General features: G+C 72.0%; 17 protein-coding genes and 1 tRNA gene. 6 read left to right on the top strand and 12 right to left on the bottom strand.

Annotation, left to right across the window (positions count from 1 at the left end; all coding sequences use genetic code 11):
* Positions 1-29 precede the first annotated feature (29 nt).
* Together ACLF6P_RS12810 and ACLF6P_RS12815 are read left to right on the top strand one after the other, a co-directional pair.
* Positions 30-755 carry an MBL fold metallo-hydrolase gene (locus ACLF6P_RS12810; protein ID WP_415950279.1) on the top strand — a complete coding sequence of 242 codons (726 nt, stop codon included), beginning with the start codon at positions 30-32 and terminating at the stop codon, positions 753-755.
* 122 nt (positions 756-877) lie between these two features.
* Positions 878-1,687 (top strand): DUF3097 domain-containing protein, encoded by an 810-nt coding sequence (locus ACLF6P_RS12815; RefSeq protein ID WP_415950280.1) that lies wholly within the window; start codon positions 878-880, stop codon positions 1,685-1,687.
* A gap of 141 nt (positions 1,688-1,828) precedes the next feature.
* Here ACLF6P_RS12815 and hemW read toward each other — a convergent pair whose 3' ends face one another.
* From hemW to lepA, 3 genes are all read right to left on the bottom strand, one after another.
* Positions 1,829-3,061 (bottom strand): radical SAM family heme chaperone HemW, encoded by a 1,233-nt coding sequence (gene hemW / locus ACLF6P_RS12820; protein WP_415950281.1) that lies wholly within the window; start codon positions 3,059-3,061, stop codon positions 1,829-1,831.
* 157 nt (positions 3,062-3,218) lie between these two features.
* Positions 3,219-5,108, bottom strand: a complete 1,890-nt coding sequence (locus tag ACLF6P_RS12825; protein ID WP_415950282.1) for an AMP-dependent synthetase/ligase — start codon at positions 5,106-5,108, stop codon at positions 3,219-3,221.
* A gap of 265 nt (positions 5,109-5,373) precedes the next feature.
* Entirely contained in the window at positions 5,374-7,236 is a 1,863-nt protein-coding gene (gene lepA, locus ACLF6P_RS12830; RefSeq protein WP_415950283.1) for a translation elongation factor 4, read from the bottom strand.
* A 277-nt stretch (positions 7,237-7,513) separates the two neighbouring features.
* Between lepA and rpsT the strand changes: the two genes are divergently transcribed.
* Positions 7,514-7,780, top strand: coding sequence for a 30S ribosomal protein S20 (gene rpsT / locus ACLF6P_RS12835; protein ID WP_415950284.1), 267 nt, complete (start codon positions 7,514-7,516; stop codon positions 7,778-7,780).
* A gap of 228 nt (positions 7,781-8,008) precedes the next feature.
* Here rpsT and holA read toward each other — a convergent pair whose 3' ends face one another.
* The 7 genes from holA to leuS form a co-directional block, all read right to left on the bottom strand.
* Complete coding sequence (holA, locus tag ACLF6P_RS12840; protein WP_415950285.1) at positions 8,009-8,995, bottom strand: DNA polymerase III subunit delta; 987 nt, start codon at positions 8,993-8,995, stop codon at positions 8,009-8,011.
* 80 nt (positions 8,996-9,075) lie between these two features.
* Complete coding sequence (locus ACLF6P_RS12845) at positions 9,076-9,321, bottom strand: hypothetical protein (RefSeq protein ID WP_415950493.1); 246 nt, start codon at positions 9,319-9,321, stop codon at positions 9,076-9,078.
* A gap of 398 nt (positions 9,322-9,719) precedes the next feature.
* Positions 9,720-12,350 carry a ComEC/Rec2 family competence protein gene (locus ACLF6P_RS12850; RefSeq protein ID WP_415950286.1) on the bottom strand — a complete coding sequence of 877 codons (2,631 nt, stop codon included), beginning with the start codon at positions 12,348-12,350 and terminating at the stop codon, positions 9,720-9,722.
* Positions 12,351-12,628: 278 nt separating this feature from the next.
* Entirely contained in the window at positions 12,629-13,894 is a 1,266-nt protein-coding gene (locus ACLF6P_RS12855; RefSeq protein ID WP_415950287.1) for a ComEA family DNA-binding protein, read from the bottom strand.
* Between the two features lie 122 nt (positions 13,895-14,016).
* A complete protein-coding gene (locus ACLF6P_RS12860) occupies positions 14,017-14,862 on the bottom strand; it encodes a DegV family protein (protein WP_415950289.1) in 846 nt (281 codons plus the stop codon).
* Between the two features lie 204 nt (positions 14,863-15,066).
* On the bottom strand, positions 15,067-16,023 hold the full coding sequence (locus tag ACLF6P_RS12865) for a hypothetical protein (protein ID WP_415950290.1): 957 nt from the start codon (positions 16,021-16,023) through the stop codon (positions 15,067-15,069).
* A gap of 224 nt (positions 16,024-16,247) precedes the next feature.
* On the bottom strand, positions 16,248-19,124 hold the full coding sequence (leuS, locus tag ACLF6P_RS12870; RefSeq protein ID WP_415950291.1) for a leucine--tRNA ligase: 2,877 nt from the start codon (positions 19,122-19,124) through the stop codon (positions 16,248-16,250).
* A gap of 405 nt (positions 19,125-19,529) precedes the next feature.
* Between leuS and ACLF6P_RS12875 the strand changes: the two genes are divergently transcribed.
* Together ACLF6P_RS12875 and ACLF6P_RS12880 are read left to right on the top strand one after the other, a co-directional pair.
* Positions 19,530-20,777: a hypothetical protein gene (locus ACLF6P_RS12875; protein ID WP_415950293.1), complete on the top strand. Its 1,248-nt coding sequence runs from the start codon at positions 19,530-19,532 to the stop codon at positions 20,775-20,777.
* Entirely contained in the window at positions 20,774-22,360 is a 1,587-nt protein-coding gene (locus ACLF6P_RS12880) for an NADH-ubiquinone oxidoreductase-F iron-sulfur binding region domain-containing protein (RefSeq protein ID WP_415950295.1), read from the top strand. Before ACLF6P_RS12875 ends, ACLF6P_RS12880 begins: the two co-directional genes overlap by 4 nt.
* A 114-nt stretch (positions 22,361-22,474) precedes the next feature.
* Here the strand turns inward: ACLF6P_RS12880 and ACLF6P_RS12885 are convergent.
* A tRNA-Ala gene (locus ACLF6P_RS12885) sits at positions 22,475-22,547 on the bottom strand.
* A gap of 141 nt (positions 22,548-22,688) precedes the next feature.
* Between ACLF6P_RS12885 and ACLF6P_RS12890 the strand changes: the two genes are divergently transcribed.
* Positions 22,689-24,041 (top strand): glycosyltransferase 87 family protein, encoded by a 1,353-nt coding sequence (locus ACLF6P_RS12890; protein ID WP_415950296.1) that lies wholly within the window; start codon positions 22,689-22,691, stop codon positions 24,039-24,041.
* Here ACLF6P_RS12890 and ACLF6P_RS12895 read toward each other — a convergent pair.
* Positions 24,020-24,253: a hypothetical protein gene (locus ACLF6P_RS12895; protein ID WP_415950297.1), complete on the bottom strand. Its 234-nt coding sequence runs from the start codon at positions 24,251-24,253 to the stop codon at positions 24,020-24,022. The two genes, ACLF6P_RS12890 and ACLF6P_RS12895, sit on opposite strands and share 22 nt — an antisense overlap.
* Positions 24,254-24,375: the final 122 nt, after the last annotated feature.

Raw genomic sequence — 24,375 nt, forward strand, 5'->3', positions numbered from 1 at the left:
ATCCCCTCTGATGCGGTTAGCGTCACGCTATGGACATCAGGTGGGAAGAGTTCGGGTGGGAGGAGCTGGGCGACGGGATCGGCCGTCGGCGGCTCCCGGTCTGGGACGCGACCGTCGCGCTGGTCGCCGGCTCCACCGGGGCACTGCTCTTCGACACGGGCGCGTCGCTGCGCGAGGGCGCTCAGATCCGCAGGCAGGCGCAGGCACTGCTCGGCGGGCGCCGCGTCACCCATATCGCGCTGAGCCATCCGCACTTCGACCATGTGCTCGGTACGGGGGCGTTCGCGGGCGTGCGAGTCTACGCGGCCGCCGGGATGGACCGGATCCTGAACACCGGCCGGGAGGAGCTCGCGCGCGATGCGGTACGCCACGGGCTGCCCGAGGGCGACGCCGCCTCCTCGACGGAAATCGTCATCCGGCCGCACCACCTCATCACCCACGACTGGTCGCTCGACCTGGGCGGCCGGGACGTCCTGCTGTCCCTGGCGGGCCCCGCGCACAGCCCGTACGACCTGGTGGCTCTCGTCCCGGACGCCGGTCTTGTGCTGTGCGGCGATCTGGTCGAGGAATCGGGCGAGCCGCAGGCCGGGCCGGATGCGACGCCCGGACTGTGGCCGCACGCGCTCGACCGGCTGCTCGAACTCGGCGGGCCGCGGCCGGACGTCCGCTACGTGCCCGGGCACGGTGGGGTGGTCGACGGAGCCTTCGTCCGTGCGCAGCGGTCCGCGCTCGCCGAACGGTTCGGCGTCGCGTGAGCGGTTCGCCGTCGCGTACGTGGTCCGGCGTCGCATACGTGGTCCGGCGTCGCGTAAGTGGTCCGGATCCGGCTCGGCGTGTCGCCGTACACCCGGCCCGGACTCTTCCTATCGTCGGACGGATGCGCAGCTACAGCCCCGACCTCACCCCGCCCTGGAAGAAGCCCCGGGCCGTGCCTTCCGTGGAGGCGACCGCGGACCTGGTCGTCGAGGAGGTCACGACGGGGTTCTGCGGGGCGGTGATCCGCTGCGAGGCGGGGACGGTCACGTTGGAGGACCGCTTCGGCAAACACCGGGTGTTTCCGCTGGAGCCGCGCGGGTTCCTGCTCGACGGTCGGGTCGTCACTCTGACCCGGCCCGCCGCGCCCGGGCCGGTGCGGCCCTCGCGTACGGCATCGGGTTCGGTGGCCGTGCCCACGGCGCGGGCGCGGGTCGCCCGGGCCGGGCGGATCTACGTCGAGGGGCGCCACGACGCGGAGCTGGTGGAGAAGGTCTGGGGTGACGACCTGCGGATCGAGGGTGTGGTCGTCGAATACCTCTCGGGCATCGACGATCTGCCCGCGATCGTGGCGGAGTTCGGGCCCGCGCCAGATGCGCGGCTCGGTGTCCTGGTGGACCACCTGGTGCCCGGGACGAAGGAGTCCCGGATCGCGGCCTCGGTCACCGGGGCGGACGTGCTGGTGGTGGGGCACCCGTACATCGACATCTGGGAGGCCGTGAAGCCGGCGGCGGTCGGGATCCGGGGCTGGCCCCGGATCCCGCGGGGCGAGGACTGGAAGACGGGGGTGTGCCGGGAGCTGGGCTGGCCCGCGAACACGGGGGCGGCGTGGCAGCACATTCTGTCCCGGGTCGGCTCCTTCCGGGACCTGGAGCCGGAGCTTCTGGGGCGGGTGGAGGAGCTGATCGACTTCGTGACGGTGGACGGCGGCTGAGCTGGAGTGGCGCCTGCGGCGGGCTTCTCTCCCCGCCCCGCCCCTTCCGGAAACCGGGGCATAGCCCCCGGACCCCCGTATCGCGCTGAACGCGCTCGTCCTCAAACGCCGGACGGGCTGAAGCCCAGCCGAACCCGGCCCTCAGTCCACCAGGTCCCTGACCACCGCATCCGCCAGCAACCGCCCCCGCAGCGTCAGCACCGCCCGCCCCTCCGCGTAGGGGCCGGGCTCCAGGAGACCGTCCTCCAGGGCGCGGCGGGAGGCCGCGAGGCCGTCCGGGCGCAGGAGGGACAGCGGGCAGCCGGACAGGAGTCGGAGTTCGAGCAGGATGCGCTCCACACGGCGGTCCTCCGCCGAGAGCAGCTCACGCCCGGCCCCGGGCGACATCCCGGCCGCAAGCCGGGATGCATAGGCCCCGGGGTGCTTGACGTTCCACCAGCGCACCCCACCCACATGGGAGTGGGCCCCGGGGCCCGCACCCCACCAGTCGGCGCCCCGCCAGTACAGCTCGTTGTGCAGGCAGCGCGCGGCCTGTGAGGTGGCCCAGTTCGACACCTCGTACCAGCCGAACCCGGCCGCCCCGAGCACGGAGTCCGCCATCAGGTAGCGGTCCGCGTGGACGTCGTCGTCCGTCATCGGGATCTCGCCGCGCCGGATCCGCCGGGCTAGCTGCGTGCCTTCCTCGACGATCAGCGCGTACGCCGAGACGTGGTCGGGTCCGGCCCCGAGTACCGCGTCGAGCGAGGCCCGCCAGTCGTCCTCGCTCTCGCCGGGGGTCCCGTAGATCAGGTCGAGGTTGACGTGCTCGAAGCCCTCCGCGCGTGCCTCGGCGACGCACGCCTCGGGCCGACCGGGCGTGTGGGTGCGGTCCAGGATCCGCAGTACATGCTGTTTCGCGCTCTGCATGCCGAAGGAGAGCCGGTTGAAGCCCCCGGCCCGCAGCGCGGCCAGATACGCGGGGTCGACCGAGTCCGGGTTCGCCTCCGTCGTCACCTCGGCCCCGGGCGCGAGGCCGAACTCCTCGCGGATCGCGCCGAGGATCCGTACGAGATCGGCGGCGGGCAGCAGCGTGGGGGTGCCGCCGCCGACGAAGACCGTCTCGACGGCGCGCGGATCGTCACCGAGGACCTTCCGCGCGAGGCGGATCTCGTCGATCAGGGTGTCGGCGTAGTTCTCGCGGGAGGCGAGCACACCGCCGGATCCGCGCAGCTCACCGGCGGTGTACGTGTTGAAGTCGCAGTAGCCGCAGCGGGTCGCGCAGTACGGCACGTGGACATAGAAGCCGAGGGGCCGCGCCGCGCCGTCGGCGAGCGCGGATGCGGGGAGTGTCCCGTCGTCGGGCACGGGTTCCCCGTCGGGCAGTACGGAAGGCATTCACCCATTGTCCGCCATCGCGGCGGCGGGCCATCCGGCCGCCCATGTGCCGCCGCCCCGGCGGGCAGGCCGGTGCGCGGGCAGGCCCGTGTGAGCAGGCAGGCCGGTGCGGGTGGAGCCGACTGATCCGGCTCCACCCGCTCCGGCCACTGAGGCGCTACGCCTCCCGCGCCCCCGCGTACATCTCGTCCACGAGCTCCTTGAACTCCCGCTCCACGACAGGCCGCTTCAGCTTGAGGCTCGGCGTCAGCTCACCATGCTCGACGTCGAGGTCGCGCGGCAGGATGCGGAACTTCTTGATGGTCTGCCACCGCTGCAGCCCCTCGTTGAGCTCCTTGACGTAGCCCTCGATGAGCGCGTTCGTCTTCGGATCGGCCAGGACGTCCGCGTACGAGGTGGAGGAGAGCCCTTCCTCCTTGGCCCAGCCGGTGATGGCGATCTCGTCCAGGGCGACCAGGGCGGTGCAGTAGTTGCGGTCGGCGCCGATGACCAGCATGTTCGAGACATACGGGCAGATCGCCTTGAACTGGCCCTCGACCTCGGTGGGCGCGATGTACTTGCCGCCGGAGGTCTTGATCAGGTCCTTCTTGCGGTCGGTGATCCGCAGGTAGCCGTCGACGGAGAGCTCGCCGATGTCGCCGGTGTGGAACCAGCCGTCCGACTCCAGGACCTCCGCGGTCTTCTCGGGCAGCCCGTGGTAGCCCTGCATGATGCCGGGGCCGCGAAGGAGGATCTCGCCGTCCTCGGCGATCCGCACCTCGCAGCCGGGCAGCGGTTTGCCGACCGTGCCGGTGCGGTAGGCCTCGCCGGGGTTGACGAAGGACGCGGCGCTCGACTCCGTGAGGCCGTAGCCCTCCAGGATGTGGATGCCGGCGCCCGCGAAGAAGAGGCCGATGTCGGGCGCGAGGGCGGCCGAGCCGGAGACACAGGCGCGCAGGTTCCCGCCGAAGGCCTCGCGCAGCTTGCCGTAGACCAGCTTGTCGGCGACGGCGTGCTTGGTGCGCAGGCCGAAGGGCGCGGTGGCCTTGCCGGTGCGGCGGAAGTTGTCCTGAGTGACCTGCGCGTACTCGCGGGCGACGCCCGCGGCCCACTGGAAGATCTTGTACTTGGCGCCGCCGCCGGCCTTCGCCTTGGCGGCGACCCCGTTGTAGACCTTCTCGAAGATCCGGGGCACGGCCGCCATGTAGGTCGGCTGGACGACGGGCAGGTTCTCGATGATCTTGTCGACCCGGCCGTCGACGGCGGTGACGTGCCCGACCTCGATCTGGCCGCTGGTCAGCACCTTGCCGAAGACGTGCGCGAGCGGCAGCCACAGGTACTGCACGTCGTCCGGACCGCACAGGCCGGTCTGCGCGATGGCCTTCGCCATGTACGACCAGTTGTCGTGCGGGAGGCGGACGCCCTTGGGCTTGCCGGTGGTGCCCGAGGTGTAGATCAGGGTGGCGAGCTGGTCCTTGGTGAGGGCCGCGACCCGGTCCTTGACGCAGTCGGGGTTCTTCTCCAGGTAGTCCGCGCCGCGCTTGCGCAGATCGTCGAGGGAGAGCACCCAGCCTTCCGGGTCGTCCTCGGCGGGCTCGACGCCCTCGGCGTCGATCACCACGACGTGCCCCAGCTGCGGCAGGTCGGCGCGGCGCTCGCGCACCTTCGCCAGCTGCGCGGCGTCCTCGGCGATCAGGATTCTGCTGTCCGAGTCGCCGAGGATGTACGCGGCCTCCTCGGCGTTGGTCGAGGCGTAGACCGTGGTCGTGGCGGCGCCGGCGCAGAGGATGCCGAGGTCGGCGAGGATCCACTCGACGCGGGTGTTGGCCGCGAGCGCCACGCGCTCCTCGGGCTGGATGCCGAGGTCCATGAGCCCGGCCGCGATGGCGAAGACGCGCTCGGCTGCCTGCGCCCAGCTCAGCGACTTCCAGTCGTCCGGGCCCTGACCCGAGGCCGGGGGCACCGGGTAGCGGTAGGCCTCCCCGTCGGGGGTTTTGGCCACGCGCTCCAGGAACAGATTCGCCACGGAGGGCGGGCGGTTCTCGATCAGGTTCTGTGTGTCGCTCACGACATCCTCCGGCCCCGCGACAGTGCGTGCGACTGAGAGTGGCTGCTGATTCGTACGGTCTGTGCCTTGTTTAACTTGCGAGTAACTAACGAGCAGTGATCAGAGTAGAGCTCCCGGGCCCGGCGCGTAAGGGGCCTTGAGCAGTCAGTTTCTACCGGCTTCCTTCCAGGTTGCTCACAGAACGGCAACGGGCCCGCAGTGCCGGAGCGCTGCGGGCCCATGGTGGACGGTCGGCCTGCCGGCCGCTTCCGCCCCTGAGGGGTGCCTACTTCTTCTTCGCGCCCTCGTCACTGGAGAGCACCGCGATGAAGGCTTCCTGCGGCACCTCGACGGAGCCGACCATCTTCATCCGCTTCTTGCCCTCCTTCTGCTTCTCGAGCAGCTTGCGCTTACGGGAGATGTCACCGCCGTAGCACTTGGCGAGCACGTCCTTGCGGATGGCGCGGATGGTCTCGCGGGCGATGACCCGCGAGCCGATGGCGGCCTGGACGGGCACCTCGAAGGCCTGCCGCGGGATCAGTTCCTTGAGCTTGGCGACGAGCCGCACGCCGTACTGGTAGGCGGCGTCCTTGTGGGTGACGGCGGAGAAGGCGTCGACCTTGTCGCCGTGCAGCAGGATGTCGACCTTGACCAGGCTGGAGGCCTGCTCGCCGGTGGGCTCGTAGTCGAGCGAGGCATAGCCGCGGGTCTTGGACTTCAGCTGGTCGAAGAAGTCGAAGACGATCTCCGCGAGGGGCAGCGTGTAGCGGATCTCCACCCGGTCCTCGGAGAGGTAGTCCATGCCGAGCAGGCTGCCGCGCCGGTTCTGGCAGAGCTCCATGATCGCGCCGATGAACTCGGAGGGCGCGAGGATCGTGGCCCGTACGACCGGCTCGAAGACCTTGTCGATCTTGCCCTCGGGGAACTCGCTCGGGTTGGTGACCGTGTGCTCGGTGCCGTCCTCCATGATCACGCGGTAGACCACGTTGGGGGCGGTGGCGATCAGGTCGAGACCGAACTCGCGCTCCAGGCGCTCACGGATCACGTCGAGGTGCAGCAGGCCGAGGAAGCCGACGCGGAAACCGAAGCCGAGGGCGGCGGAGGTCTCCGGCTCGTAGACGAGCGCCGCGTCGTTGAGCTGCAGCTTGTCGAGGGCCTCGCGCAGGTCGGGGTACTCGGAGCCGTCCAGCGGATACAGGCCCGAGAACACCATCGGCTTCGGGTCCTTGTAGCCGCCGAGCGCCTCCTCGGCGCCCTTGTGGAAGGAGGTGATGGTGTCACCGACCTTCGACTGGCGGACGTCCTTCACACCGGTGATCAGATAGCCCACCTCGCCGACGCTGAGGCCGTCGGCGGGCAGCATCTCCGGCGAGTTCGCGCCGATCTCGAGCAGCTCGTGGGTGGCGCCGGTGGACATCATGCGGATGCGCTCGCGCTTGTTGAGCGTGCCGTCCACGACACGGACGTAGGTGACCACACCGCGGTACGAGTCGTAGACCGAGTCGAAGATCATCGCGCGGGCGGGGGCGTCCTTGACGCCGACCGGGGCCGGGACGTCCCGGACGACACGGTCGAGCAGCGCCTCGACGCCGAGGCCGGTCTTCGCGGAGACCTTCAGGACGTCCTCCGGCTCGCAGCCGATGAGGTTCGCGAGCTCCTCGGAGAACTTCTCCGGCTGGGCGGCCGGCAGGTCGATCTTGTTGAGCACCGGGACGATGGTGAGGTCGTTCTCCATCGCCAGGTACAGGTTCGCGAGGGTCTGCGCCTCGATGCCCTGGGCGGCGTCGACCAGGAGGATCGTGCCCTCACAGGCCGCGAGCGAACGCGAGACCTCGTAGGTGAAGTCCACGTGGCCCGGGGTGTCGATCATGTTCAGGATGTGCGTCCTGGCCTGATCGGGGCCCTCGGTGGGCGCCCAGGGCATCCGGACCGCCTGGGACTTGATGGTGATGCCGCGCTCGCGCTCGATGTCCATACGGTCGAGGTACTGAGCACGCATCTGCCGCTGCTCGACCACACCGGTCAGCTGGAGCATGCGGTCGGCGAGAGTGGACTTGCCGTGGTCGATGTGCGCGATGATGCAGAAATTGCGGATCAGCGCCGGGTCGGTACGGCTCGGCTCGGGCACATTCGTAGGAGTCGCGGGCACGCAGGGTCCTGATTCTTGAGACGTCCGCAGCTCTCTGCGGCCTCGGGTCGGATCTTTACGTAGCCTCCATCGTCCCATGAACGGTGGGCGGCGCTCGGTTCCGGGGCGGGCCGGGCTCGGTTTGGGGGCGGGCCGGGCTCGGTTTGGGGCGGTGCGAGGGCGGCTGCTAGCCTGGGCAGCTGTGTCTCACTGCCCTCTCAGCAACGAGACACGTCATCAAGAACCAGTCTTCCGGGGAACTCCCCGGGGGGCGACGAACCTGTAAAGGCTCTTTTTCGTGGCGAACATCAAGTCCCAGATCAAGCGGAACAAGACGAACGAGAAGGCGCGCCTGCGCAACAAGGCCGTCAAGTCCTCGCTCAAGACCGCGATCCGCAAGACCCGTGAGGCGACCGCCGCGGGCGACGTCGAGAAGGCCACTTCGGCCCTCCGCGAGGCCTCCCGCAAGCTGGACAAGGCCGTCTCCAAGGGCGTCATCCACAAGAACCAGGCCGCCAACAAGAAGTCGGCGCTTGCTTCGAAGGTTGCCTCCCTCCAGGGCTGAGCTCCCGATCTGATCGCCGGGAAGGACCCAGCGGGCCCTCTCATCCGCTCCTGACCGGCACCCCTGCTCCGCACGCGGCCTGCGTTCGCCACGCGGGTGCGGAGCGTATTGCTTGTGACCGAGGCCCCGTCTTTGTCCTTCCCCAGGACGGAGACGGGGCCTCGGCGCGCTTCGACGGAGCCTCGGCTCGCTTCCGGGGCCGGGGCATGCCCGGCCCCGCCGGGAACCTCAGCGCCCCCGCGATCGTGCCGCGCGGGCGATCGTGACGACTGCCTTCTCCAAGGCGTACTCCGGATCGTCGCCGCCGCCCTTCACGCCCGCATCCGCCTCCGCGACCGCGCGCAGTGCGACCGCGACGCCATCGGGGGTCCAGCCGCGCATCTGCTGGCGGACGCGGTCGATCTTCCACGGTGGCATGCCCAGCTCACGCGCCAGATCGGCGGGGCGGCCGCCGCGGGCCGAGGAGAGCTTGCCGATGGCCCGTACGCCCTGGGCCAGCGCGCTGGTGATCATGACGGGTGCCACACCCGTGGACAGCGACCAGCGCAGCGCCTCCAGCGCCTCCGCCGCCCGGCCCTCCACGGCCCGGTCCGCCACGGTGAAGCTGGAGGCCTCGGCGCGGCCCGTGTAGTAGCGCCCGACCACCGACTCGTCGATCGTCCCCTCGACATCCGCGACCAGCTGCGCGACCGCGCTCGCCAGCTCCCGCAGATCGCTGCCGATCGAGTCGACGAGGGCCTGGCAGGCCTCCGGGGTGGCCGAGCGCCCCAGGGTGCGGAACTCCCCTCGTACGAACGAGAGCCGGTCCGCGGGCTTGGTCATCTTCGGGCAGGCGACCTCCCGCGCACCGCCCTTGCGGGCCGCGTCGAGCAGCCCCTTGCCCTTGGCGCCGCCCGCGTGCAGCAGGACGAGCGTGATCTCCTCGACGGGGGCCTTGAGATAGGCCTTCACATCCTTGACGGAGTCCGCGGACAGATCCTGCGCACCGCGCACGACCACGACCTTGCGCTCCGCGAACAGCGAGGGACTGGTCAGCTCGGCGAGCGTGCCCGGCTGGAGCTGGTCGGAGGTGAGATCGCGAACGTCCGTATCCGCGTCGGCGGCGCGCGCGGCGGCGACGACCTGCTGCACGGCGCGGTCGAGCAGCAGGTCCTCCTGGCCCACGGCGAGGGTGACGGGGGCGAGCGGGTTGTCTTGAGCAGCGTTCCTGGCCATCGTCGTCAAGGATCCCACGGGTCACTGACAGTCCCCCACCGGCAAGCGCGCCCACCGAGCCGGTCGGCAGGAACAGGCTCTCAGGGGTCCTCGCGCCAGCCCTCGAACTCGGCGGCGAACGCGTCGAGTTCGGCGGCCGCGAGGGCGTCGTCCTCGTCGGCCAGGACCACCAGCCACTGGGCGTCCTCGGCGTCGTCCTCACCGGCCAGGGCGTCCCGTACCAGCTGAGGCTCCTCCGTGACGCCGAAGCGGGCGTGCAGGGCCTCGGCCACTTCTTCCGCTGCGTCCCGGTCGGGAAGCACCAGGACATGTCGTACGTCGCTCACCTGGCCATTCTCTCGTACGGGAACGGGGAGCTGGTGCGGAGCCCGGGATCCCGGCGCGATACCGCGTACCGGCGGCATCGTCCGCCGGCTCATGCCCGGCATCCCGGCCCTCAGGCGCTGCGGAAGCCGCTCCTGGATGTCCTTCAGGGCCTTCGCCCTGGACCTGCCGAAGTCGCGGATGATCTGCTGCTGCGGAACCGAACTGCCCGCCCGCAGCCATGGCGTGACACTGCGGGCCTCGGTCAGCATCCGGTCCAGCCGGGCAGGACCGCTCGCCTCCGGGGCAGCACCGTCGGGCCGGGCTTGGTTGCGGGCCACTCGGCGAGCCCTGTCTCTGCGAGCATGGCATCGGCACATGCCGGATTTCACCGCGCCCGGCGTGCGCCATGCCGATGAAGTCAGAGAACGGCGGTGCTGTTGGCTGTCCGGACGCGCAGTGACCTGCCGTCACCGGTGACTGCCACCGCTCCGTCCGTGTCCGTGCGCAGGACCGTCGTGCCTATGGAGTGCAGGGCGGCGATGACGCGGGGCGAGGGGTGCCCGTAGCCGTTGTCGCGGCCCACGCCGATCACGGCCAGGCGGGGTCTTGTGCGGTGCAGGAACCTCGGGTCCTGGTAGGGCGAGCCGTGGTGCGGGACCTTGAGGACGTCCACCCTCGGGAGACCGGGATGGCTCCGCAACAGGGCTCGCTGGGCCGGGGGTTCGAGGTCTCCGGGGAGCAGCAGGCTCAGCCCGGCGGTGCGGACGAGGAGGGTGACGCTGGCGTCGTTGGGCTCGCGTGGCGTGGCGGCTCGTGGGCCGTGCGCGGAGCCTGGGCTTTGCGCGGCACCCGGGCTTTGCGCGGCTCGTGGGCCGGGTGCGGAGCCTGGGCCTTGCGCGGCGCCCGGTCCGGGTACGGCTCCTGACGGGTCGGCCGGTGGCCACAGGACCTGCCAGCTGACCGGACCCGCCCGGCGGTGCTCCCCCGCCGCCGCGGCGACGACGGGCACACCGTGGCGCCCGGCCTCCGCCCGGACGAACGCGGCCTGTCCGGGCGGCTCCTGCAGCCCGGTCGTCTGGATCACGCCGACACTGCGGCCCTTGAGCACGCCCGGCAGTCCCGCCACATGGTCCGCGTGGAAGTGGGTGAGCAGCACGAGCGGGACGCGGGTCACTCCCAGCGCATGCAGGCACTGGTCCACGAGGTGCGGATCGGGACCGGTGTCGACGACGACAGCGGTACCGGGCCCGGTGGCGAGGACGGAGGCATCGCCCTGGCCCACATCGCACATCACCAGACGCCAGTCCGGCGGCGGCCATCCGGTCAGGACACGGGTCAATGGCGCCGGTCGCACGATGGCGAGCACCAGGAGCAGGGCGCAGACGACCAGCGCCGAGGGGTGTTTCAGGGCGCGGCGGGCCAGGGGCAGCAGAGCGAGGACGAGCACGGCGAGGAGCAGTCCACCGCTCCAGCCGTCGGGCCAGTCGGCCTGGGCGCCGGGCAGGCCCGCCCCGGTGCGGGCGATGGCGGCCACCCAGCCGGTCGGCCAGCCGGCGCACCACGCCAGAGCCTTGGCGAGGGGCATCGCGAACGGCGCCGTCGCGAGCGTGGCGAAGCCGAGCACCGTGGCGGGGGCGACGGCAAGTTCGGCCAGAAGGTTGCAGGGCACCGCGACCAGGCTGACCCGGGAGGAGATGACCACGACCACGGGCGCGCACACGATCTGCGCGGCGGCCGCGGCCGCGAGCGCCTCCGCGATCCGGGGCGGGACGCGCCGCTTCTGCAGTGCGGCGCTCCATCGGGGAGCGATGACGAGCAGGGATCCGGTGGCGAGGACGGAGAGCAGGAAGCCGTAACTGTGCGACAGCCACGGGTCGTACAGGAGGAGCAGCAGGGCCGCCGCGGCGAGCGCGGGGATGAGGGAGCGGCGGCGGCCGGTGGCGATCGCGAGGAGGGTGAGCGCCCCGCAGGCCGCCGCACGCAGCACGCTGGGGTCGGGCCGGCAGACGATGACGAACGCCAGGGTCAGGGCGCCTCCACAGACGGCCGTAGTCCGCAGCGAGAGCCCCAGGCGCGGGGCGAGGCCCCGGCGTTCGGCGCGCATCGCGAGCGCGGGCGGGCCGATGAGCAGGGCCAGGACGATGGTGAGATTGCTGCCGGAGACGGCGAGCAGATGGGTGAGGTCGGTCGCGCGGAAGGCCTCCTGCAGATCGGAGGGCACGCGGGTGGTGTCGCCCACGACCAGTCCCGGCAGCAGGGCGCGGGCATCCGCCGGGAGGTCGTCGGTCGCCGCGCGGAGCCCGGCCCGCAGTGTGCCCGCGGTGCGCTGCAGTGCGGTGGGGGCCTCGATGATCCGCGGTTCCTGCGAGCCCGGGACGCGCAGTACGGCGGCGATGCGCTGAGCTCTCCCGGACATCGGCGGTGCGAGCGGGGCGCGCAGGCGAAGACGGGTGGAGGGGAGAAGGGACAACCACGGGGAAGCGGGCAGGTTTTGGGTGGCGTTCGGTGTGTCGGCTCCGATCTGCGAGGTGTCGGATCCGTTCGGCGAAGTTTGGCGCGGGTTCGAGGTGTGGCGCGCGTTCGAGGTGTGGCGCGCGTTCGAGGTGTGGCGCGCGATGACCAGGACAGGGGTGCGGGTGGTGACCGTTCCGGTGGCGGTGGTGGTCACGCGGTGGACATCGGCCTCGAAGACGATGCTCGGCGGTGCCTGGCGGTTGCCCTTGACGCGCGGTCCGGCGATCCGCGGATCCGAGGTGACGGTCAGCTCGACGTCGACGGTGGCGTACTCCTCGGCCAGGGAGGGCAGCGGCCCCTGATACAGACCGGCCGAGTGCAGCCCGCCGGACAGGGCCGCACCCGCCGCACACAGCAAGGCGGCGACGGCGGCGAGGAGGATGGGCATGCGGCGCCGTGGCCGCCCGCTGGTGGAGTGGGCCGTCCCGCCGTGACGCACCACCCCCCTGCGCCGCACCCCCCACGCAGCAAGCGCGAGTGCGAGTGCGAGCGCGAGCGCCAGGCAGGCGGCCACGGCAGGCCAGACCTCGGCCATGGGTCGGCCCACGGAGAGCGCTGCCGCAGCCCAGGCCGCCAGTACGGGCGGGATCAGGCGGAGGTCGGCGGGCCCCTCCTGACGGGGGTTGGACGCACCCAGACGATGCCCCGAGTCGGCGTGAACGGCCTGGCGCGGACGGGCTGTTTCGGTCCCGCGCGCTGCGGACCGCTCGTGCGGCGCGGGTCGGCCACGCGCTGTCGGCCGCTCGCGCACTGCGGACCCGGGCTCCGCAGGCCGCTCGCGCACTGCGGCCCGGGGCTCCGCCACCCGCCCGGTCACAGCCGCACCGCGTCCTTCAGCTCGGCGAACCTGCGCTCGCCGATCCCGCTCACCTCACGCAGCTCGTCCAGCGAGCGGAAACCGCCGTGCCGCGTGCGGTAGTCGATGATGTGCTGGGCGAGGACGGGACCGACGCCCGGGAGTGTGTCGAGCTGTTCCGCCGTCGCGGAGTTGAGGCTGACGGGCGCGCCAGGCCCCGGGCCCGAGGCGCCCGGTGCCACGCCCGGTGCGCCGGGCGACGCTCCGACCACGACCTGTTCGCCGTCGACGAGCAGCCGCGCCCGGTTGAGGCCCGACAGGTCGGTGCCCGGTTCGGCGCCGCCCGCCGCGCGCAGTGCGTCCGCGACCCGCGAGCCCACGGGCAGCCGGTGCACGCCCGGCTCGCGGACCTTGCCGCCGATGTCCACCACCAGCAGCGCGGCGGAGGCCGTTGCTACGGGACGGTCCGCTCCCGAGCCGGTCGCCGGACCCTGTCCGGCCGGGTCTCCCCCAAGCGCAGAGGTGCCCAGCTCCGCGCCGGCCGGTGCGGTCGGAGCGGCCTGTACGACATCGGGCGCGCCGACCGGCTGCGGGCGGCCCAGCCAGAAGTGCTGCACGGCAAGCGCGGCGCCGACGGCGAGGAGGACGGCGAGCACCACGACGCTGCGCCGCTCCAGCCCGCAACGGAGCTGCAGCCACAGCGGCAGCCGCTCCCGGACGGCCGAGCGCCAGCGCTCCCGGCGACCACCGTCCCTGCCGGAGGCGGCCGAGGGGCCGGGAGGGCCGGTGGCCCCATCGGCTTCGTTCGATGCGTCCGGTGCATCCGGTGCGTCCGGTGCGTCCGGTGCGTCCGGTGCGTCCGGTGCATCCAGCCCCAGTTGGCCGGCTGCGGACGACGGCGACCCCCGTACGCCTTCGTCCGCAGCCGTCCCCCGGCGGCGCGCCACCGTGGTCCGTAAGCCCGGGCTGTCCTCGGTGGGCTCGTGGGTGCGCCGGGCGAGGTCCTCCGCCGCGGCCCGGCCGACCGCCCAGCGGGGAGCGGGCGGGCCGTCCCACCGCGGCAGCGCGGGCGCGTCCACGCCGGAAGCGGTGTCCGGGCGTTCGTCGAAGAGGCGAACCGCCCTGCGCCGCATCAGCTCGGCATCGGCCCGGGCACGTCGGCGCCGCCGACGGCGGACACGGCGATGCGCCGCCCGGCCGTCGGAGGACGGGCGGCGGCCGGGTCCGCCGGAGGCCGGCCCGGAGGGCGAGGAGTGCGTGCTGGGTGAGGGCGAAGGCGACATGCGGAGGACGGTAGACAGCCCCGCCCAGCCAAGTGGATCTTGCTCAATTTCCGGGGATAACTACCCGGTTGTGGAAAACTCCGCCACCCGTGCGGGTGACAAGCACCCAGCACTGCGGCCCTTCACCGGGACGAAACCACCACACCCAGCAGCCCGGGCCCGGTGTGCGCCCCGATCACGGCGCCGACCTCGCTGACATGCAGCTCCCCGAGCCCCGGCAGCCGCCCCTGCAGCCGCTGGGCCAGCGCCGCCGCCCGCTCCGGGGCCGCGAGGTGGTGCACGGCGAGGTCCACATGCGCCGATCCGGCACGTTCCGCGGCGATCTCCTCTAGGCGCGCGATGGCCTTGGACGCGGTCCGCACCTTCTCGAGCGACTCGATCCGCCCGCCCTCGAGTTGCAGCAGCGGTTTGACCGCGAGTGCCGAGCCGAGCAGCGCCTGGGCGGCGCCGATCCGGCCGCCGCGGCGCAGGAAGTCGAGGGTGTCCACGTAGAAGTACGCGGAGGTGCCCGCCGCGCGCTTCTCCGCCGCGGCCACCGCCTCGTCCACGGTGCCGCCCGCCTCGGCGGTCTCCGCCGCCGCGAGGGCGCAGAAGCCGAGGGCCATCGCGACCATGCCGGTGTCCACGACGCGTACGGGGACCGGCGCGTCCTTCGCGGCGACCACGGCCGCGTCGTACGTACCGGAGAGTTCGGAGGACAGGTGCAGCGAGACGATCGCCTCGGCGCCGGAATCGGCGACCCTGCGGTAGGTCTGCGCGAAGGTCTCGGGGCCCGGCCGGGAGGTGGTCACCGGGCGGCGCTTCTGCAGCGCCTCGGCCAGGGAGCGGGCGGAGATCTCCGTGCCCTCTTCGAGGGCCTGGTCGCCGAGGACGACGGTCAGGGGGACGGAGGTGATGCCGTGCCGTTCCATCGCGGGCTGCGGCAGGTAGGCCGTGGAATCCGTGACGATCGCGACATGGCGGGACATGAGCTGGAGATTACCTGGCGGGGGCCGGGCGGGGGGAGTCCGGCCCCTCTGGGTCCGGCGCCCCCTGCGGTGGGTGGGCCCCCGCTGCGCGGAGCCCCCGGGAGGGCGGTATCCGTGCGGAGCACCCACCGGTGGGTGGGCCACCCGGGGCTTCACCCCCTGGACTCCCTTTTTGGGCGTCGCTGCTTGCCCCCGTACCGCGCCTTAAGGGCGCTCGTCCTCAAACACCGGACGCGCCGGGTTCGCCGGACGGGCTGGGTTCGCCGGACGCGCCGGGTCGGCCTCCTTCTCCCATGGATAAGCCACCCGCTGAGCCGGAGGCTCGATCGCCTGGGGGCCGCCCTCCCCGGGCCGGTCCGGCCAGGTCTGCTCCGATACGTCGCCGAGCCCGTCGACCAGGGTCGGCTCGGGCCACGCCGACGGCCTGGGCGCAGGTGCAGGAGTGGGCGCAGACGCGGGAGTGGAGGTGGACGTGGCCCCCGACGCAGGAGCCGGTGCAGGCGTGGCCCCCGACATGGAACCGGACGTGGACCCCGACGCACGAGTGGGCGTAGCCGTGGGCGCGGAAGTCGGCGTCGTCGCCGAGGAGGTGGCCGTAGCGTCCCGCTGGTCCCCCTCCCGGGTCCAGTGCCGCAACGCCCCCGCCTCCACGTCGATCTGCGTCCGCAGCGCCTCGAAGCCCTCGTCGGCGAATTTGCGTGCGCGGTCCTGGGCCGCGAAGCGCAGGGAGTCCGCCGCTTCGGTGATCCGCCGGGTGCGCTCGCGCAACTCGGGGAGCTGGGCGCCCAGTCGGTTCCTGTCCGGCTCGCGGTCCAGGCGCCTCAGGTCGGCGTCGAGCTCCCAGCCGTGCTCGCTGAGGCGCTCGAAGAGGCCGAGGGATTCCCGCAGCGAGGCGTCCTCCTCGACCGCCGCGTGCAGCGCGTCCTGGGTGGCGCGCATCGAGGTGCGCAGCTTGAGCCGCAGCTCGGCGAGCTCGCCCGCCGGGCCGACCTGGGTGAAGCTCCGCGCCTTCAGCGTGGAGTCCTCGACATGCCGGCGGGCCTGCGTGATCGTGCGGTCCATTCCGCGCTTGGCGGCCTTCACGACCTTCACCGTGACGAACACCCCCAGCGCCACGAACAGCACGAAGAGCACCGCCAGTACGGCGAGTACTTCACCCATGAGGGGCTCCTAAGCAGCGGTACGGCCAACAGGCAGGGCTACGAAACGGGGCTACTCCCCACCGTAAACGCCCAAGGGCAGGTTGAGGGTTCCGCAGAACCCCCAACCTGCCCTTAGGGGATGCCCCCAAAGCGCCATCAACACGCCGAAGCGGCTCAATCAGCACTCACACGCGATCATGCATACGCAGGCGCACACACACGCACACACGCACACGCCCGCACTCACGCCGGAACGATGTTCACCAGCTTCGGCGCCCGCACGATCACCTTGCGGATCCCGGCCCCGCCCAGCGCGGCGACGACCTTCTCGTCCGCCAGCGCCAGCGTCTCCAGATCGCTGTCGGAGATCGACGGGGAGACCTCCAGGCGCGCCTTGACCTTGCCCTTGATCTGAACGACGCAGGTCACGCTCTCGTCGACCACATACGCGGGGTCCGCGACCGGGAACTCGGCGTACACGACGGAGTCCTCGTGGCCCAGCTTGCGCCACAGCTCCTCGCCGACGTGCGGCGCCAGCGGCGCGATCATCCGTACCAGCTGGTCGGCGACCGTGCGCGGGACCGGGGCGCCGGTCTTCGTCAGGTGGTTGTTCAGCTCCGTGATCTTGGCGATCGCGGTGTTGAAGCGCAGGGCCTCCAGGTCCTGGCGCACCCCGTCGATGGCTTTGTGCAGGGCCCGCAGCGTGACCTCGTCCGGCTCGGTGTCCACAACGGTCACGGCGCCGGTGCTCTCGTCGACGACGTTGCGCCACAGGCGCTGCAGCAGCCGGAACTGGCCGACGACCGCCCGCGTGTCCCAGGGCCGCGAGACGTCCAGCGGGCCCATCGCCATCTCGTACAGGCGCAGGGTGTCCGCGCCGTACTCGGCGCAGATGTCCTCCGGAGTCACCGAGTTCTTCAGGGACTTGCCCATCTTGCCCAGCTCGCGCTTGACCTTCTCGCCCTCGTAGTAGAAGGCGCCGTCCCGCTCCTCGACCTCGGTGGCGGGCACCGGGAAGCCGCGGCTGTCCCGGTAGACATACGCCTGGATCATGCCCTGGTTGAACAGCCGGTGGAACGGCTCGGCGGCCGACACGTGCCCCAGGTCGAACAGGACCTTGGACCAGAACCGCGCGTACAGCAGGTGCAGTACGGCGTGCTCGGCACCGCCCACGTACAGGTCGACGCCGCCGTGCGGCTTGGCCTCGCCCGGGCCCATCCAGTAGCGCTCGACATCCGGGGCGACCAGCTGCTCGCTGTTGTGCGGGTCCAGGTAGCGCATCTCGTACCAGCACGAACCGGCCCAGTTGGGCATGGTGTTGGTCTCGCGGCGGTAGGTCTTCACACCGGCGCCGTCGCCCAGGTCCAGCTCGACGTCGACCCAGGACTCGTTGCGCGACAGCGGGGTCTCCGGGGAGGTGTCCGCGTCGTCGGGGTCGAAGGTGCGCGGCGAGTAGTCGTCGACCTCGGGCAGTTCCAGGGGCAGCATCGAGTCGGGCAGCGCATGCGCGACGCCGTCCTCGTCGTAGACGATCGGGAAGGGCTCGCCCCAGTAGCGCTGGCGGCTGAACAGCCAGTCGCGCAGCCGGAAGTTGACGGTGCCCTCGCCGTAGCCGCGCTCGGCCAGCCAGTCGGTGATCTTCGCCTTGGCCTCGGCGACGCCCAGGCCGTCCAGGGAGATCTCCTCGTTCGAGGAGTTGATGATCTTCGCTTCGTAGGAGGCGAAGGCGTCCTCCCAGGTGGAGGTGTCCGTGCCGCGGCCGTCGGTGGGCTCGACGATGCAGTGGATCGGCAGTTCGAAGGCGCGGGCGAACTCGAAGTCGCGCTGGTCGCCGGCCGGTACGGCCATGATCGCGCCGGTGCCGTAGCCCATCAGGACGTAGTCGGCGATGAAGACGGGGACCTGCTCGCCGTTGACCGGGTTGGTCGCGTAGGCGCCGATGAAGACGCCGGTCTTGTCCTTGGCCTCGGCCTGACGCTCCACATCGGACTTCGACGCGGCCTGCTTGCGGTAGGCGGCGACGGCCTCGGCGGGGCTCGCGTGGCCGCCGGTCCACACCTCGTGGGTGCCCTCGGGCCAGGCGTCCGGCGTGAACTTCTCGACCAGCGGGTGCTCGGGCGCCAGGACCATGTACGTGGCGCCGAACAGGGTGTCGGGGCGCGTGGTGAAGACGGTGATGCGTTCGCCGTCGATCGGGAAGTCGACGCGGGCGCCCTCGCTGCGGCCGATCCAGTTGCGCTGCTGCAGCTTGATCGCCTCGGGCCAGTCCAGCTGGTCCAGGTCGTCGATCAGGCGGTCCGCGTAGGCGGTGATCCGCATGTTCCACTGGCGCAGCTTGGACTTGAAGACCGGGAAGTTGCCGCGCTCGGAGCGCCCGTCGGCGGTGACCTCCTCGTTGGCCAGGACGGTGCCCAGGCCGGGGCACCAGTTGACGGGCGCGTCGGAGGCGTAGGCCAGGCGGAATCCGCTCAGGACCTCGGCGCGCTCGGTGGCGCTCAGCTCGGCCCAGGCACGAGAAGTACCGGGCACGGGACGCGCGCCGCTCTCGAACTGCGCGACCAGTTCGTCGATCGGGCGGGCCTTCTTCGCCTCCGCGTCGTACCAGGAGTTGAAGATCTGCAGGAAGATCCACTGGGTCCACTTGTAGTAGTCCGGGTCGATCGTGGCGATCGAGCGGCGCTTGTCGTGGCCCAGGCCCAGGCGGCGCAGCTGGGACTTCATGTTGTCCATGGCCGCCTCGGTGGACACCCGCGGGTGGGTGCCGGTGGCGACGGCGTGCTGCTCGGCGGGCAGGCCGAAGGCGTCGAAGCCCAGCGTGTGCAGCACGTTGAACCCGGTCATACGGTGATACCGGGCGTAGACGTCGGTGGCGATGTAGCCCAGCGGGTGGCCGACGTGCAGACCCGAACCCGAGGGGTACGGGAACATGTCCATGATGAACTTCTCGGGCCGCGCCGCGATCGCCGGATCACCGGCCAGGTCGCCGCTCGGGTTGGGCGCCTCGTACGTGCCGTCGGCGTCCCAGAAGTCCTGCCAGCGCGCCTCGATGTCCGCGGCCATCGCCGCGGTGTAGCGGTGCGGGGCTGCGTCCTGGGCAGCAGCAGTATTCGTCTCGCTCATGATCCTCAAGGCTCCATCGATCGTCTCTGCCGGCGAAGTCTCGTACGGGATCGCCTCATTGCACCCCGAAACGAAAAAGCCCCTCGCACAGGAGGGGACGCCGCGCCGATTCCGGCCCGCCCTGCCGCAGGGAGGGGGCGAAGGCCGGTACTGATCAGCGCGGCTCGCTAAGCAGAAGGCGTACGGCACGCATGGCGTCAGGGTACCGCAGCGCCCGAGCGACCCGCACCGGACTTCCACGAACCGTGGTTACTCGGCGTACCGGCCTTTACCAGGACAGCAAGAGAAGATGATCACCAATCGATAACAACCCAATAACTCAAACCACGTACTCACCGGTATGAGGCGACCTAGCATGCGGCAACGGGACTCACCTTCGAACCGTCCACCGTCCGGAGTATCCCCATGAACCCACCCACCTCCCATGGCCGCGCCCGCCGCCCCTCCCCCGGGACGGGCCACGCGGCACGCGGAGCAGCAGCGGGCGCGGTACTGCTCCTCCTCCCCCTGGTCGCCCTCACCGGCAGCGAGCGCTTCCGCACCGCGCTCGACCACACGACCGGGGTGCTCTGCCTCGTCGCCCTGACCTGCAGCATCGTCTGGGGCCTCGTCGCCTCCGACCGGCTCTTCCTCGCGCCGCGCCAACGACTGCTCGCCCAGGCGGTGCACCGGGCCACCGCACTCGCCTCGCTCGGCTTCCTCCTGCTGCACGGCACGGTGAAGCTCGCGCTCGACCATGTGTCCGCGGTCGGCGCCCTGATCCCGTTCGGCCTGGGGGTGACCGGCACGGACGGGCTGATCGGCTTCGGCTCGCTCGCCGGGCTCCTGCTGATCACCACCGGCGTCACCGGCGCCCTGCGCAGCTCCTTCGCCTCCCCCGCCCGGATCGCGGGCCGCTGGCGCACGCTGCACATGCTGGCCTATCCCGCCTGGTGCTCGGCCCTCGTGCACGGCCTGTACGCGGGGCGGGCGCCGGCGTCCTGGGTGGTCGCGCTGTACTGCCTCTGCCTGACCGGAGTCACCGCCGCCCTCGCGCTGCGGGCGGCTCCACCGCGCATCAAGCGGCGGGTGGCGGTGCGCGTCCTCGCCCTCCTGACGCCCCGCGAACCGGCCGCCCACGCCGAACCGCCACCGGTCCCGCACCGCACAGGACCACTCCCGGGCATGATCACCCTCCCCCAGCCCGCCCCCACGCGACGCGGACTTCCCGCACCCCAGGATCGGGCGCCTCGGTCGTACGAGGAGCGGCCGCGCCGGTCGTACGAGGAGCGGCGGCCGTACGGGGAGCAGGCACCCTGGTCGTACGAGGAGCAGTCCCACACATCACACGAGGAACACTCCCACGCGTCGTACGAGCCACCGCGGCCGTACGAGGAGCACCCCCGGGCCGGGGGCGGGCGGATGGCGGCCGCCTACCGGGTCGTCTCCTCCGCGCCCGCCGGGCGGCCCGTGCCGCTGCCGCCCGAGCAGCCCGGCCGCTGGCCCGCTCCCTCCCCGCCACCGCCCGGCGAGGCGGCCCGGCCGCCGGCGTCACCGCCGTCGAGCCCCTTCACCCCGCCCGCCCCCGGCGAACCCTGGTCCGCGCCCGCGCCAGGCGATCCCTGGTCCGCGCCCGCGCCCGGTGCCGCCTCGTCGACAGGGGGCCGTCGTTGAGTGCATCTCCCCTGCCCGATGTCCCCGAGGTCCGGGTGGTCGGGCTGCCGCAGCTCACCTCGGGGTTCGATCTCGTGGAGCGGCTCGATCCGGCCATGCACCTCAAGGTGCACGGCCCGCTCGCCCCCATGGGCGGCGAGCAGCTGGCCCGGCTCGCCGAGGACGTGGTGCTGCGCGGCCGCGGCGGCGCCGGTTTCCCGTTCGCGAAGAAGCTGCGGGCCGTCGCCGATGCGGCGATCCGGCGGGGCGTACGGCCGGTGGTCGTCGTCAACGGCAGTGAGGACGAGCCCGCCTGCCGCAAGGACACCGTCCTCATCAACCGCGCCCCGCACCTCATCCTCGACGGCGCACTGCTCGCCGCCGAGGCACTGGGCGCCCGCACGCTCGTCGTCGGCGTGACCCGGGATTCCACCGAGGCCTCGATGACCGCGGCACTCGCCGAACGCGGCCTGAGCAACCGCCGCGGCGCCGCCCTGCGCGCCCGCGTCCAGCGCAATCCGGAGCGCATGGTCAGCGGCGAGGCATCGGCCCTGGTCCGCTCCGCCGAGGGTGGGCCCGCGCTGCCGCCGGGCCGCCGGGTGCGCGCCGCCGAATCGGGCGTGGGCGACGCGCCCACCCTGCTCTCCAACGCCGAGACCTTCGCCCAGCTGGCGGTCGCCGCCCGGATCGGCCCGGTCCGCTACCGGAGCACGGGCCTGTACGACGAGCCCGGCACCGTACTGCTCACGCTCTCCGGCGCCGTGTCCCGCCCCATGGTGATCGAGGCCCCGTCCGGCGTCCCGCTGCGGTACGTACTGCAGCTGGCCGGAGCGCCGCCGCTCCCCCAGGGTGTGCTGACCGGCGGCTACCACGGCAGCTGGCTCGGCCCGGCCGCCGCGCACGACGCGGTGGTCTCGCGCGCCTCCCTCATGGCGCTCGGCGGAGCACTCGGGGCGGGTGCGGTGCTGCCGCTCGGGCCGGAGACGTGTGCGCTCGGCGAAGGGCTGCGGGTCGCGCGCTGGCTCGCCGGGGAGAGCGCGGGACAGTGCGGTCCGTGCCGGCTCGGTCTGCCGGCGGCGGCGAGCGGGCTCGCGGACGTCCTGAACGGCGGAGGTCCGGCGGCGCTCGAAGCGCTGCGCGAGATCACCCGGGCCGTCACGGGCCGTGGTGCGTGCAAGCATCCGGACGGTTCGGCGCGGTTCATCACCTCCACGCTCGCGGCCTTCAAGGACGACCTCGCGATGCACGTCCTGAGCGGCGGCTGCGGCCGTACGCCCCGTGGGGTGCTGCCGCTGCCGGGCCCGGGGCAGGCCGATCCGGGGGTGCCGAGCGGTGAGTCCCTGGTCGTCGACTGGACGCTGTGCCAGGGCCACGGCCTGTGTGCCGATGTCGTACCGGAGCTGATCAGCCTCGGCCCCGACGGCTTCCCCGCGCTCGCGAACGCGCCCGTCCCGCTGTCGCTGCGCGCCCGCGCCCAGCGCGCGGTACGCCGCTGCCCGGCGCTGGCGCTGCGCCTGGAGCGCGGGGCGGACGCGCCCGCCCCGCAGCGGGCCGCCCTGCCGAGCACTCCGGGGCGCAAGGCTCTGGAGACCGGCTGGAGTTGAGCCCGCCGGCCACGTAGTGGCAACAGGGCAGCGGTGGCCACAGGACGGTGGTGGCCACAGGCCAAAATGAAAATCCCGCCCGGTCGTGGCGACCGGGCGGGACCTTCTTCGATGTGGAGCTAAGGAGAATTGAACTCCTGACCTCTTGCATGCCATGCAAGCGCTCTACCAACTGAGCTATAGCCCCTTGCTTTCGCCGCCTCGGTTGTTTCCCTCGGCGACGTCGACAACAGTACACGGTCACCCCGGTGCTCCACCAAATCGGTTTCTTGGTGACCATGCGCACGACACTCTCCGGCCGCCCCCGCTGCCGGTACTGTCGGACCGCGTGACCTCCCCGGAACGTACCGCCGCACCGACCACCGCCTCGCGACACCAGGTCCCCGGACGGCTGCTGCTCGCCGCCGCGGTGTGCCTGGGCTCGTTCGCCGCGTTCTGGATCACCCAGCGGCTCGTCGGCGTCACGCTCCTGGACGTCATGGTCTACCGCGCCGAGGGCTTGACCGTGCGCAACGGCGGTGACCTGTACGCGATGCAGGCCACGGTCGCCAAGCTGCCCACCACCTATCCGCCGTTCGCCGCCCTGCTCTTCACGCCGCTGACGCTGCTCGGCATACCGGAGATGAGGACGTTCGCGACCGGCTTCAATCTGCTGCTCGTCCTCGCGCTCGCGTATCTGGCACTGCGCCTGACCGGCGTCGAGGAGCGCGTGAAGCGACTGGCCCCTGCGCTGTTCGTCGCCGCCGCCCTGGTGTGGTGCGAGCCGGTGTGGACGACGCTGCGGTACGGGCAGATCAATCTGCTGCTCGCGGTGCTCGTGCTGTGGGATCTCACCCGCCGCGCGGACCACCGCTGGGCGGGTGTCGGGATCGGGCTGGCCGCCGCGATCAAGCTGACGCCCGCGCTGTTCGCGGTGATGCTCGCGCTCGCCGGCATCGCCACGGCCGTCCGGCGCATACGGGCCGGTCGGCCTTGGTGGAACAGCCATCTGCGCCGTGCCGTCACCGCCGCCGCCACCTTCCTGGTGGTCACCCTGGCCTCGGCGGTCGTGCTGCCGTACGACTCGAAGCGGTTCTGGACCGAGGTCGTGTTCTCCGCGGACCGCCCCGGCCAGATCGAGGACACCGCGAACCAGTCGCTGCGCGGGGTGCTCGCCCGGCTGCTGCACACCACCGATCCGGGCCTGTGGTGGGTGGGCGCGGCGGCCGTGGTGGCGGTGTGCGGCCTCGCCCTGGCGGTGCGTTCGCTGCTGCTCGGGCGTACGGCCTGGGCGGTCACCGCCTGCGCCGTGACCGCCCTGCTGATCAGCCCGGTGTCCTGGTCGCACCACTGGGTGTGGGCGGTCCCGGTCCTGATGCTGCTCGCCGCGGAGGTCCGGCGCAGGGGCGGGCGGGCGCTTCGGGCGGGTACGGGGGCCGTGGCCGCGGTCTTCTTCTCGTACTCGCTGTGGTGGGTCCCGCATGCCGGCACCAGCACCACGGTGCGGCCCGAACTCGACCAGAACGTGCTGGAGTTGCTGCTGTCGGCCGGCTACGTGCTGGCCGGTCTGGGCTTCCTGGCGTACGTGGCGCTAAGCGCGGGGAGTGCCGCCACCACGGACGCGGACGGGCCGTCCCCCGGAACGACCCCGGGCAGGGAGGCCTCCGGTCACGTACCCGTTCAGGCCCGGGCGAAGGAGTAGAAGCGCTTCAGGGTGCAGTGCTCGTCGAGCAGTCGGCCGTAGATCGGCTCGCCCTCGAGTTCGCGGTACGTCTCGATCGGGTCGCCTTTTATGATCAGCGCCCGCGCGCATTCCTCGCACCAGTACTGGTACTCCGGGTTGACCGGTTCCATGTCGCGGACGATCGGCGTACCCCTGCCGCACCAGTCGCACTTCCTCCTGTGGGCACCCATGTATTCCGCTCAGCTCCAGCTGTGGCCGCAGGCCGTGCACACACGGGAGCTCGCCCAGCCGTCACCGAGCACGTTGACGCACCCAGGCATCGCGCTACTCCCTCCCGATGGGACCGCCGCCG

It is taken from the genome of Streptomyces lothianensis, assembly GCF_047779955.1.
Lineage (GTDB): Bacteria > Actinomycetota > Actinomycetes > Streptomycetales > Streptomycetaceae > Streptomyces.